The 12294-nt window shown below is 59.8% G+C and carries 12 protein-coding genes and 3 pseudogenes; 2 read left to right on the forward strand and 13 right to left on the reverse strand.

The features are described from left to right. The 11 genes and pseudogenes from ABIB80_RS38860 to ABIB80_RS38915 form a co-directional block, all read right to left on the reverse strand. Nucleotides 1–626: pseudogene (locus ABIB80_RS38860) on the reverse strand (IS5 family transposase); the annotation flags it as partial. Nucleotides 627–889: 263 nt separating this feature from the next. Then, nucleotides 890–1571 (reverse strand): annotated as a pseudogene (locus ABIB80_RS38865) (IS256 family transposase); the annotation flags it as partial. Between the two features lie 689 nt (nucleotides 1572–2260). Continuing rightward, nucleotides 2261–2530 carry a DUF6129 family protein gene (locus tag ABIB80_RS38870; RefSeq protein ID WP_347882351.1) on the reverse strand — a complete coding sequence of 90 codons (270 nt, stop codon included), beginning with the start codon at nucleotides 2528–2530 and terminating at the stop codon, nucleotides 2261–2263. Nucleotides 2531–2541: 11 nt separating this feature from the next. Beyond that, complete coding sequence (locus ABIB80_RS38875) at nucleotides 2542–2901, reverse strand: DUF3024 domain-containing protein (protein WP_354129604.1); 360 nt, start codon at nucleotides 2899–2901, stop codon at nucleotides 2542–2544. After that, complete coding sequence (locus ABIB80_RS38880; RefSeq protein WP_354129605.1) at nucleotides 2898–3152, reverse strand: nitrogen fixation protein NifZ; 255 nt, start codon at nucleotides 3150–3152, stop codon at nucleotides 2898–2900. The genes ABIB80_RS38875 and ABIB80_RS38880 overlap by 4 nt, the downstream gene beginning before the upstream one ends. Next, entirely contained in the window at nucleotides 3152–3469 is a 318-nt protein-coding gene (locus ABIB80_RS38885; RefSeq protein ID WP_354129606.1) for a nitrogen fixation protein NifZ, read from the reverse strand. Before ABIB80_RS38885 ends, ABIB80_RS38880 begins: the two co-directional genes overlap by 1 nt. Before the next feature lie 983 nt (nucleotides 3470–4452). Further along, a complete protein-coding gene (locus tag ABIB80_RS38890; protein ID WP_354129607.1) occupies nucleotides 4453–4677 on the reverse strand; it encodes a 4Fe-4S dicluster domain-containing protein in 225 nt (74 codons plus the stop codon). A gap of 16 nt (nucleotides 4678–4693) precedes the next feature. Next, nucleotides 4694–6247, reverse strand: a complete 1554-nt coding sequence (gene nifB / locus ABIB80_RS38895) for a nitrogenase cofactor biosynthesis protein NifB (protein ID WP_354129611.1) — start codon at nucleotides 6245–6247, stop codon at nucleotides 4694–4696. A 349-nt stretch (nucleotides 6248–6596) separates the two neighbouring features. Continuing rightward, nucleotides 6597–6818: a putative nitrogen fixation protein NifT gene (gene nifT, locus ABIB80_RS38900; protein WP_148742989.1), complete on the reverse strand. Its 222-nt coding sequence runs from the start codon at nucleotides 6816–6818 to the stop codon at nucleotides 6597–6599. Continuing rightward, entirely contained in the window at nucleotides 6815–8008 is a 1194-nt protein-coding gene (gene nifS, locus ABIB80_RS38905; protein ID WP_354129608.1) for a cysteine desulfurase NifS, read from the reverse strand. The genes nifT and nifS overlap by 4 nt, the downstream gene beginning before the upstream one ends. Before the next feature lie 327 nt (nucleotides 8009–8335). Beyond that, a complete protein-coding gene (locus tag ABIB80_RS38915; RefSeq protein WP_354129609.1) occupies nucleotides 8336–8656 on the reverse strand; it encodes an iron-sulfur cluster assembly accessory protein in 321 nt (106 codons plus the stop codon). 317 nt (nucleotides 8657–8973) lie between these two features. Between ABIB80_RS38915 and ABIB80_RS38920 the strand changes: the two genes are divergently transcribed. Next, nucleotides 8974–9564 carry a hypothetical protein gene (locus ABIB80_RS38920; RefSeq protein ID WP_354129610.1) on the forward strand — a complete coding sequence of 197 codons (591 nt, stop codon included), beginning with the start codon at nucleotides 8974–8976 and terminating at the stop codon, nucleotides 9562–9564. A gap of 386 nt (nucleotides 9565–9950) precedes the next feature. Next, nucleotides 9951–10188, forward strand: a pseudogene (locus ABIB80_RS38925) (hypothetical protein); the annotation flags it as partial. 93 nt (nucleotides 10189–10281) lie between these two features. Here the strand turns inward: ABIB80_RS38925 and ABIB80_RS38930 are convergent. After that, nucleotides 10282–10491 carry a hypothetical protein gene (locus tag ABIB80_RS38930; protein ID WP_354129612.1) on the reverse strand — a complete coding sequence of 70 codons (210 nt, stop codon included), beginning with the start codon at nucleotides 10489–10491 and terminating at the stop codon, nucleotides 10282–10284. Nucleotides 10492–11371: 880 nt separating this feature from the next. Then, the coding region (locus ABIB80_RS38935; RefSeq protein ID WP_502918780.1) for a GltB/FmdC/FwdC-like GXGXG domain-containing protein at nucleotides 11372–12294 on the reverse strand (923 nt) is incomplete at its 5' end.

The following is a 12294-nucleotide window of genomic DNA, read 5'->3' on the forward strand; positions in this document are numbered from 1 at the left end:
GGCCGCCTTCGTTCGGATTGGGTGGCCGCTTTCGATCGGAATCGCTGGCCGCCTTCCGTCGGAATCGGTGGCCGCTTTGCCTCGGATTCCGCACCCTTTGTCAGCCAGCAGCGCGCTCATGGGCGGTGCGAGCGCCAGAACATCGGGCGCGGCAGCGATGTCGGCATCCTGACCTGTGGGTCAGGTGCACGACGACCGGTCGGCAGAGCGGATCGCTCAGCGCATGGATTTTTTGTCGTACGGCCTCCCCGCGAGCGGCCGATTGCCTGATTGTGCTCCCCCTTTTCCGCCGGAGGCACGCCGATGAGCTTTGATCGAAGTCGAGTCGAGCGATAGCACGACGGCATCTTTGCCAGCTTTGAGCAGTGCTTGAAACATTGCGCACCATCGTTCGCGCTTGGTCCAGCGATTGAAGCGGTTGTAGATCGTCGTGTAAGGACGTCTTCGCGCGGACAATCACGCCATCGCGCACCCGATTGCAGCATGTGAACAATACCGCTGATGATGCGCCGACGTCGTCCCGATCCGGCCCCGTCAGTGCCGTCGGCAGATGAGGTTCGATACGAGCCCATTGCCTATCATTCAACCAAAACAACCCCGCGCGCATTGTCTCGACCCCGAATCAAGAACACGGAGGCAAGAGAATCACGTGGCGCTATTTAGGTTCAGAGCCTAGCAGCGAGAGACAGCTTAGCGCCGAATGACGTCTGCCGGCCGAGCTGATGATCCGCAGGCACGCTCGCGGACACCGCATTTCCGGTTGGTAGATCTATATTCACAGACGCGCCTCTATCAGTCGCTGATTAAAACCATGACAACCGATGAGGTCTGGGCCAAGCGGGCCGGTCTTTCGGCAGACCAGTCAGCTCGTTCATCGCGCGAGCTGACCCTCGGACACGACGAGCTTGACGCCGCGCACACCGCGGCGGGTGAGCTTGCGCAGGAACGCCGTCCAGAACGTCTCGGCTTCGGACGGCCCGATGTCCATGCCGAGAACCTCGCGCCGGCCGTCGCTGTTGACGCCGACCGCGACAATCACCGCGACTGAGACGATGCGGCCATTCTGGCGCACCTTAACGTACGTGGCGTCGATCCACAGATACGGCCAGTGGCCCTCGATCGGACGGGCGAGGAAGGCCTTCACCTTGTCGTCGATCTCGCCGCACAGTCGGCTCACCTGGCTCTTGGAGATGCCGGTCATGCCCATGGCCTGCACCAGATCGTCGACCGAGCGGGGTCGAAACGCCCTGCACATAGGCCTCCTGCACCACGGCCGTGAGCGCCTTTTCGGCCATGCGGCGCGGCTCCAGGAAGCCTGGGAAGTAGGAGCCCTTGCGCAGCTTGGGGATGCGCAGCTCGACGGCGCCGGCACGGGTCTCCCAGATCCGGTCGCGGTAACCGTTGCGCTGGGCCAGGCGTTCGGGATTCTTCTCGCCATAGGCCGCCCCGGTCTGGCCTCCTACTTCCAGCTCCATCAGACGCTGGGCGGCCAAGCCGATCATCTCGCGCAGCAGATCGGCGTCGGGGGTCTTCTCTACCAGCGTGCGCAGGTTCATCATGTCGTCGGTCATCGGTGGTTCCTCGGTTGTGTTGGCCTGTCGCAACCCGATCCTACCGGAGAACTGCCGGTGACCACCGCAAAGCCGCCCGCCCGCTACGGCGCTATTTGTGTGCGCGCGTCCGGGCGGCTTTGCTCTACCGAGCTACACCACCACCGGGGACACGACCAATCACGCCATAAAGAAGGGACGCTCGATGCGTCTTCGAAAGACAACTCGAGCTTGAATGCTCCGACCTCAGCTCACCAAACATTTCGTACAAAGATGCTAGGCGCCAGTATTAAGTGCGCTGGATCAGTCGGGACACTCGCACGCCTCACTTGCGCGCGCGCATCATCGACCGGCCTCCACGCCGAGTGCACGGCGTTACCGCACGAGGAACGAGCGTCTTGTCCTATTTTCCGAAGGAAAGCGCCTTTAAGTGAAAGTTCTCACAAGGGCAAATCTTGCGATACCAGATCCTCGTCGACTGGTTGAGCACGACTCGCCGGTCCTAATTGTTCTGCCGCAGTATTCCTGACCTAATTAGCCACGTTGAGATAGCCGGGCAATTCCGCTGCGGGGAACGATCGCCTGCCCCAGTCTCATGGACCCGACGAACGAGCTTCGTGAATTTCCCGGGCTGGTCACTACCGCATGCGTAAACAACCGGCGGGCCTAGCCGTCCTGGCTGAGTTTGTCACCGGCAGGCGATTACTTGATCATGAGTTGCCGGAGCGCTTGGCAAGCAAAATGCCGGTGGCACGCTGCGGATTATTCGTAATCTGTGCACACTGACCGCTACTGTCGAGCAGATGCAGGTCGAACTGTCCAACGCGGCGGATCGGACTCTGCGTCATGTCAGAGGCCTCGCAACAAATCCAGGCTAGATGTGGAAATTTCTCCCGGAGCGTGAGGCAGGGCTCAGACGCTGTATCGATAGCGGCGAGCGTCTGCTCGATGTTCGTCAATTCGCCTGCGGCAAGCACCATGTCCATAATCCTTATTGCCAGAACAAACGTTCAGGGTCGGTGTTCAGAACCGCTGTCGCTAAGTCAAGCCGTTGATGGGTCGAATGCCACTCCCAGACGCCCTTGCCGTGATCTTTGCGGAACAGCTGCCATGCCGCCCCAGTCTTATCGTGATGCAACAGCGCGACGTCGGCGAGGCCTCCCTCCGCATCAATACTGCCTGAGCAACACCGGCTCTCGACAAGATAGCCGCCAGCAACCGGTGTCACCTTTGGCGAGACATATCGGTAGCGCTCGCGCCTCGTCAGCGCGCGCACGATCCGCCACCGGTCGAGCTCGTTGGGATGCGCAGGCAATCCGGAATGATGTTGTCTGATGATGGAGGCGTTCATTGCGCGATGTCCTGGACTGCGGAGATCTCTGCCTCGAGGCACCCAACCACCAACTGCTTGCCGAAGTCGACCATATAGATGGGTAGGTTCGCTTCCGTATGGTGACCGACCTGGACGATCTCACCAATGTGTCCGACGCTGACCAGATACTCTTCCGCCGATGCGTCGGGAAAGGAACCGTCGTTGAGCAAATCGATTGCCGCCTTGACACGTTGGCCTGAGCGGTATTTTGGCAACCTTGGTTCGATCATCAGGGTGCCTCTCCTGACAAGCAAGGCTCCTCGCCTCTGTGGCTTCGCGTGACTAGATCGAGCTCCTTGCGTTTCATGCCGACCCGACAGCCGGATTCGAGGAATTCGACGCCATAGATGTAAAATTGTTGCAGGAACGTACCGATCGAGACGACATAGCCAAGCTCGCCTTTCTTGACGAGAACCTCACCGATCTCCTTGCCCACATAAGTGCCGTCGTTGCGGATGGTGCGGTTGGCCCGCACCTTGTCGCCATAATCATAGAGGGGCGCGTCCGTCAACTCGACGATGTCACTATCACGAGCGATGTTACTCATGCTGCCGTCCCCATTCCATGCTTCAACTGCACGGTGCCTCGCGAGCGGCGGCCTTACCGACCGCCTTACCATGATTCCCGATCGACTCCGTCGCTTCCCGCACCGCGGCGCAGCTTGCGACCACGCATTGGATGAGCCATCGGGGATGACAGTGCGTCACCATCAAGGCCCGCACCCCAAAACGGATGCTTGAGATGGCGATCCGCGAGCCTATGATTGATGTTGAGGAAGCCGCCGATGCTGCACGCGAGTCCGTCGCTGACGCAACGAGCTTGAGCCGGCAGCCCGCAATGCGGTTCAGCGCGAGACGCGCAGCGTACACAATCGGCCTGATTGCCTCGGCAACTGAGGGCATCGTGGATGACATCACTCATGGTCCCGCCCATCAGCTCGCGCGTGCCTCATAAACCTTGGCGCCATCTTGTGCGCGGGACCGCAACCGCAGTCTCTCGACAACCGGCGTCCTTCCTCGAGTTGCCCGATACGCATCTCCAACTGGGCAGCAAGCCTTGAGCGAGAATAGCAAGACCCACGCGAGGTGCTCTCATAGCAGCCGAATTCGGGCTAGTGGCACGACCGCGCGGGTCGGCAGCAAAATCATATTCGCATCACGAACGCCTTGGCTTGACACGGGTTGATTTTCTGCGTCTTCATCGAGGTGATAGGATAGCTGTTCAATGATGGCCACAGGTGGCTGGATTGATATCGCGGAAGACGGGTCCGCTCTTGGGCTCTTCGGCGAAATCGACCCTCGACGCTCAAGACCGCGACCTTCGGGCCGACAGGAATAGCTTAACGCGTTGCCCTCGACGTTCGCGTCACCAGAATATGGCTTGCCAACTGACGAAAAAGTCGGCGACCAGGGCGAGCCGTCCAGCCGGTTTGGGAGGGCGACAGCCGCAGTCAACGCCTCGTCAAGGCGAGGCATCATCCGCCCGAGTTTCTGAACCGTTCGTGTCGTAGTGAAATCCATGTTGTGGTCCTCAAGAGGCCGCCCGACGGCGTGGCAGTGCTGGGTCGAGTACGCATGTGTTGTCAACCGGACAAACCGCCACGCATTGCGGTTCGTCAAAGTAGCCGTCGCACTCGGTGCATTGCTCCGAATCGATCTGGAAAGCGCCGGCTACTTCAGAAATAGCGAGATTTGGGCATTGCGTTTCGCACGCTGAACAGCCCGTGCATTGCGAGGCGATGATCTTGAACGGCATTGTCTGAACCCATCCTTCAGGCGGCGGAAATCAGCGCATTGAGGCGGGCCGAATGGACCCGCTCAACGTGCTTGATCTTCCCCTCATTGACTTTATCGAGATAGAGTTTGAACCAGGCGATCGCCGAGGCATCGATGAACTCGCAGGCGTACTGATCGACAGGCTCGATGCCCGCCTTGATCAATTCGGCCTTCGGGCAACCGCCGATCTTTGACACGAATACGGCATGGCAATCCTTGATGGCGCCGATGGCGATTTCGAGCTTGCTGTCCTCGCCATGGCCGCCCTGGCAATAGGGATGGATAGGACGGTGACCAACGAATTTCGCACCTGAAGTCGAGAGCTCGTAGATCTGGAACTCCTTAGCGTGACCGAAGTGCTGGTTGATCAATCCCGAGCCCTTGGTAGCAACCGCCACCAGCACTTTGATTTCGCTGGAAGCGCTGGCAAGCCCCGCAAGCTCCTCCTGCTTGGCCGCAAGCTTCCTGATGCGCGCTTTCTCGACTTTGGCCTGATACTCCTTTCGGGGCTGCTCGTCGTATTTGATGTCGATCGCCATGATCTTTTCCATGGTGAACTCCGAGCCGAGGTCCTCTCCGAGCAGCCCAACGGCATCGGCCCGGCACTGGCGACAATGACGCATCATGTTCATCCTGCTTTCGCAGCTATTTTGCAACGCTGTCACTTCCTGTGCGGTCGGGCCGCGTTGCCCCCTAAGACCGAACACGGTGCCGTGCTCGCGCGACGAAATCAGCGGCATCACGTTATGCAGGAAGGCCCCGCGCGACTTCACAGCCTTGTTCACTTCAACCAGATGCTGATCGTTAATCCCGGGAATCATCACCGAGTTGACTTTGCACAGAATTCCGCGCGCGGTGAGCATCTCCACGCCCTGGAGCTGCCGGTTGCTGAGGATGCTTGCAGCTTCAACACCGGTGTAGCGCTTATGGCGGTAAAAGATCCAAGGATAGATCTTTGCACCAATTTCGGGATCGATCATGTTGATCGTGATCGTCACGTGATCGACCTTGAGTCTTACGATCGTGTCGACATGATCGGCTAGCGCAAGACCGTTCGTCGAGAGGCACAGCTTGATACCTGGCGCGAGCTTGTTCAAAAGCTCGAACGTCTTGAATGTCTTGTCCGGATTCGCTAGCGGATCGCCAGGGCCGGCAACGCCGACCACGCTCATCTGAGGGATGGCGGAAGCGACCGCCAGCACCTTCTTGGCGGCCTGCTCCGGCGTCAACTTCTCGCTGACAATGCCGGGGCGCGATTCGTTGGCGCAATCGTATTTACGATTGCAGTAATTGCACTGGATATTGCAGGCGGGTGCGACCGCGACATGCATGCGGGCATAATGGTGGTGCGCCTCCTCGCTGTAGCAGGGATGGTTCTTCACCTTTTCCCAGATTTCATTTGGCAGATTGCCGATGCCGGTCTGAGATCCGCAGCTCGCCTTCCCGCTACCGCCGATGGTACCGCAGCCCTTGTGCTTAGTGACCGCTTGCATGGTCTCGCTGATCTCGCCGCCGCCGCAGGATACCTGGTGTTGCGCTGAAGTACTCATTTTTCCAATTCTATTCGCAAGCCGAACCATTCCGGCAAGCATCCTGAGAGCCGTTTCTGAAAAGCTAAGAGCAACTGGCGTGCCATGCCTGCCACAAATGACTTTTGCGGTTTGCATCAAGTAGTTAGGTAGCGCCCGCTCGAATGTGAGTTTTACAACTCATGTTGGAAAGCTGACAGACATTGCGATCACAAGGGCGCTGGCAGGCTTCTGGAGTGATCAGTACGCTCGGTCACGGCAGGCCAAAGCCATGGAATGGTGTCGCGTTCCTCGCAGGTGTCGGACCGGCCTGCCAAGAATAGCTTCCGCATCCGCCGATTGGCGAGGTTTTATGGAACCGCAGCATTCATCATTCGGTTGCTTCACCGCCGCGCTTCTTGGCGTTGATAGTGATTGGTAGGGTGGTGTCACTCGCCATCGCCGGTAGGTCGAGCACCCAGCCGTTCGCGATTCTGATCCAACCACCCCACAGCGTCTCGTGCTCCCATTCGACGATCGGCTCCTCAAGATCCTTCTTGGGCACATAAATCGAAAGGCCCGTCTCGGGCGAACGGCGAATCATAACCTTCATGGGAGCTCCGCACGTTGTGAGCTCTCGCCCGCGCGCTGCTGACACGCACGCCACAAGGCTCTCTGTTTGGCAGTGATGTCCGGCATGACTTGCAGGACACGGTCGATCTCATTCGGCGCCGTCTCGCGCGACAGCGAGAAGCGAACCGCACCGCGCAAAAAGGCCGGTGGTACTCTCATCGCGCGAAGGACATGCGATGGCTCCATCGAGCCGGACGCGCAGGCTGAACCGAGTGAGACGGCAATTCCGTTGCGGTTCAGATGGTGGACGATGGCCTCTGCTTCGAGATGCTCGAAGGCAATGTTAGACGTATTTGGCAAGCGGTTCTTGACGTGACCAAGCACGATGCAACAGCCGAGGGCGAGAATGCCTTGCTCCAGCCGGTCGCGAAGGGCGCCAATTTGCATCTGCTCTTGTATGAGGTTTGCCCCAGCGAGTTCCGCCGCCTTGCCGAGCCCAACAATACCCGGAACGTTTTGGGTACCAGCGCGGCGACGCCGCTCTTGTGCGCCGCCGAAGATCAGCGGCCGGAACTTGACGTCCTTCCGCACATACAGCGCGCCGATCCCCTTCGGACCATGGAGCTTGTGGCCGGAGAGCGACAGCATGTCGATGTCCGTAGCCTTCAGGACAATCGGAATCCGCCCGACCGCCTGGACTGCGTCGGTGTGAAAGAGCGCGCCGACGGAGCGCGCCATCTTGGCGAGGGACTTCACCGGAAAGATCGTACCCGTCTCATTATTGGCCCACATGACCGAGGCAACTGCCGTTCGCCTCGACAATGCGTTGCAATAAGTCTCGATGTCCAATCGGCCGCTTGCATCGACCGGAATGACATGGGTCTTGATTCCTCGTCGCCCCAACTCCTCGGCAAGGGACAGCACGGCCGGATGCTCAACAGCCGTTGTGACGATCTCGTCGCGCCCCTCCTGCACGGCGAGCGCAGACAGGATGGCTGTGTTGTCGGATTCAGTGGCGCCGGAGGTGAACACGATCTCATGATCGAATGCCGCGCCAACCAAGGCCTGCAGGTTCCGGCGCGCCTGCTTCAATGCGAGTGCAACCTCGCTGCCGAATGCATGCGCGGACGACGCATTGCCGAATCGTGTAGAGAAGAACGGCAGCATCTCCGCAACGACCAACGGATGTGCGCGGGTCGTCGCGTTGTTATCCAGGTAGATCGACCGCACGGACTGTCCGCTCTGCACTTAATGTCTCACTTTGGCAGCTCCGGGGAGCGGGATCAGGCGCACGAACTCGCCGAGCCGCTCGATCAGACCCGCCTGAATGGCCGCGAGCGTCGTGCACGCATGCTTGCATGACATGCAGGTGCCGGTGAGCCTGACAATGAGCTCACAACTCCACGATCACGCCTGAGGCTCGCCCGATTCTCATCGAGCACGGCACGGACAATTTGCTCGCGATCGGAAGGCTCAAAAATCGGAGGCTGCTTCGTTGGTGCAGTCTTGATGCCCATGTTTCGACGCCCTTCTATTGCGGATGGTCCGAGGACAGGCTCACCTGCACGATTTGTCGCAGGAGCAGCTCGACTTGGCATTTGGATTGTCGAATCGGAACCCCGATCCATCGGGCGACACCACGAAATCGATCGTGGTGCCGTTGAGATGCGCCTGGCTCGCGCCCTCGACGAAGACTTTGATGCCGCCTTGCTCGATCACGGCATCATCGGAGCTGGGCCCAGGCGCGAGATCCATCTTGTATGTGAACCCTTCGCAGCGGCCGCCTTCGACCATGATTCGCAACCCGCTCGCTGGCTGCGCTGTCGAGGAGATTGCGGCCTTCAATGCGTTTACGGCGTTATCCGTTAGGTTGATCATTTCTGACTCGCTCTCAGGTCTTGTTGCAAGGCACGATTCGCAAATCCCATGCCAGTCGAGATGCAGCTAAAATGAAGGATTTTCACGCGGCCACTGTTCGATTCGCGACCTGTGTGTCAGGTTTTCGACACCAAGCTTGCCGGCCGCCGCGTCATCCGGCCAAGTCCTCGTGACGGTGCCAGCACGTATCCATGCAGATAGCGCCAAGCTGCCGCTTACGCCGCGGAAATAGCGTACGGCAAACAACTTGCATAAGCGTATCACACGCGTCGCTTTGCGCGACGCGTGCACACCACGCATTGATGAGGAGCCTTTCCATGACGTCGATTGACAACACTGCTCTTGGCCCGTTGGACAAGGAGGGGCGGCTATTGAATGCGGTGCTTAAGAGTGAGACAACGAAGTCGGGGCGATTTGGATTCCGGGGCGACATCGCGCTGAAGTTCCAAGCTCAGCTGGCCGACGAAAAACGACCGCCGGACTATTCCATCGAACAAGTTCTTGCGATCGCGCAGGAAGGCGAGCCGACCATCCCAGTCCTTGCCGGATATCTGCATTCCTTCGCGTATCTACCCGAGGCCGCAAAGGTGCTGAATGGCCGGCTGAGCCCCAAAGGCAGCTATTTCATCTTCTGCAACAACATTGATCTGCTCGCGAAGTACCGCATCAAGATAGGCGACATCACCTTCCGCATTCTGCCTTGCGACGAATCCACGGTGTGGAAGGAGATGATGGACCTCGCCGGCGTCGACAAGAACGATATCAAAAAGTTCGGTACGGCCGGTAGACTCGACTACTTGCTCGACGCGGCCAAGGACATCGGTGGATCATACTGCGAGATCTCATACGAGGACGGCTTGGCCAAAATGGAGCCGGTGAAGAACAGAGGCGAAAACCGCCCGGTCTGAGGCATCGCCTCAGACCCCCTCGCCGGCTCGGCGAGTCTGCCGCAGACAGAGTCACTGTACCCAGAGTGAGGCACTGTACCGCCTCGCCCGGGACTGGCTCTGAAACCCTCGTGATGGACTTGTCGGCCTAGGTTTGGGAGATCACACGGCCGCTCTGCTAGTCGTGTGTTGGCCATGAGTACTGTCGTCAACTGCGCCGAGGGGCGGCTGGCCGCGAGGGTCCGGCAGAATGCGTCCATCGGGATCCAAACATTCCAATGATGATCGGCACCTATTCGCAGTCATACTTCAGAGGGCTGATCGACGGTGTATGTATCAGCTTTGGCGTTGTGCTCCAGGCCTTCAGCGGCCTGACCGGAGCTGGGATGTCGCGAGGAGCGATCACTGTGCTGATGCTCGAGGAAAGACCGCCGGCGAACTGCACGCTCAACAGCTGGGCGATCTCCGTGCTGCGGAAAGCCGGCGCCATCCGCGAGTGCGAGGAGCACGGCTGGACGCAGGACAGCGCCGACCCGCATCCGCTCCAGCGAAATCGCTCGGCAAGATCCGCCGCAAGGAGTGTCGGGGGACGAAGCTGTCGCTGAACTCGCCGAGGTGCTGGACTCGATCGGAGATACCTGCCCGAGTGGCCGTCGCTGTAATCAACAGCACGCGCGAGAGGTCGCGCAGGCGGGTGGATTTCTCCTTCAGCCTCGGGGTCGGCCATTCGCGGGGTCACTAAGGATTGCTCTCGAAGGTTGCTGTTCCGATGCGCAGCAGATCGAGCGAGGCAAACGGGATGAAGGCTAGCAAGCACCAGAAGAAATAGAAGGATGCGACCGCTTCATAGGGCGCTATCGGGCCGACCGTGTCGGATGACAGCTTGGCCGCAGCGCGCTGCATCCTGTAAGCAGTGAAGTCGATGATAGTTGCCGAGGTCTCTGTCATCTCATTCGTCCACTCACTGTTGAAAGCGTCGCGTCTGCGTCCATGATTGCAGCAGAACTATTCTGCCGGCGTCCGTCTTGCGAGAGCACGGCCGCGGCCGCAGCGAATCGAGTGCCACGCATCAACCAGTTCGCAATAGGCGAATCCATTTGTGGTCGGCCTCACGCCACGCGTGTAGGTGGTTGCACCATTTCATAGAACAAAGCGCCGTTTGCCAGCAGTAGTAGCGGAGAAGCCCGAATCTTCCCACCGCATACCGCGCAGAACCTCGCCGACCCGTGGTTGGAAGCATGATAGTCATTGCGCATTCTCGCCATCATGTCGGCGTTACCTGGAATCTCCCCATGCATCTCCCATTTGCGCCATACGGCGCTCGCACTTCAACTTCGGGGTCGCCAATTGCGATGCTTGTGGCATGTACGAACCACCGGCGCAGAGTGTGACTCTGGTGTGCGCCTTGCTGGCAAAGCGGCGCGCGCTATTCCAAGCGCCTTCGTCGGGATTGCCTACAGTAAGGGACAATGATCTTGATTGATGCAATCAGCAGCGCAGTGACGACGACATCAAGCGGCTTTTTGCCGATCTTCGATGGACTTCAACTGACGGGCGACGGCGAGCGTATCGCAGCCCTCACCTGCTGTCGTGCAACCCTCACTGTCATTGCGCTCCAGGGCCCCGATCCCGTACCTTCCTAAGAACGACGCGTGGGGACGTCAAAACGATCTCGATCACGAGGCATGAACGTCTCAGCAGGCCCTCTCGTGAGGATCTGCTTCGGGTTGCGCTGGCCGGACGCGTATGGGAGCGGTATTAGCGCTTTATCATCATCGGGCGCGTGCGGTGTTCGGTATGTCGGTGGTACTGTCTCAGCTTCCGGAGCTCAATCGCGGTTCGGTTCGGCGTCCGCGTTAGCAGCCATTTCGCGCAGCGCGCGCCGGTACTCGACTGGCATCACCTTGCGGAATTTGGGCAGCCAGTCCTTCCAGTTGGCCAGGATGTCGGCGGCGCGCCTGGAGCCGGTCGCTTTCGCGTGACGCGTGATCAGGACGTGGAGGCGCTCGACGTCTGAGGCGAGCAGGTCCTTGAACACGTCGACCCGGCCGTGCGCTTCGAGGTCACCGGAGTGGTGATAGGTGCCGGCGTTGATCAGCTCTTCCGACAGTACCGGCTCGAGCTCGACCATTGCCATGTTGCACAGCCTGTCGAAGTCGCCGGTCTCGTCCAGCACATAGGCGATGCCGCCCGACATGCCGGCCGCGAAGTTGCGTCCGGTCTTGCCGAGCACGACCACGATGCCGCCGGTCATGTATTCGCAGCAATGATCGCCCGCGCCCTCGACCACCGCCACGGCGCCGGAATTTCGCACGGCAAAACGCTCGCCGGCGATGCCGCGGAAGTAGCACTCGCCTTGAATGGCGCCGTACATCACGGTGTTGCCGACGATGATGCTCTCTTCCGGCACGATGCCGCTGTTGGCCGGCGGCTTGACGATGATCTTGCCGCCCGAGAGGCCCTTGCCGACATAGTCGTTGGCCTCGCCTTCGAGCTCGAAGGTGACGCCTTGCGCCAGCCACGCGCCGAAGGCCTGGCCGGCGGTGCCCTTGAGGCTGACATGGATGGTCTCATGCGGCAGGCCGGCATGGCCGTAGATCTTGGCGACCGCACCCGACAGCATCGCGCCCGCGGAGCGGTTGGTGCTGTTGATCTGGGCCTCGATCTTCACCGGCGCACCGCGGTCGAGCGCAGGCGTCGCCTGCTCGATCAGCGTGCGGTCGAGCACCGCTTCCAGATGATGGTTCTGGC

It is taken from the genome of Bradyrhizobium sp. i1.15.2, from assembly GCF_040548425.1.
GTDB classification, from domain to species: Bacteria; Pseudomonadota; Alphaproteobacteria; order Rhizobiales; family Xanthobacteraceae; genus Bradyrhizobium; species Bradyrhizobium canariense.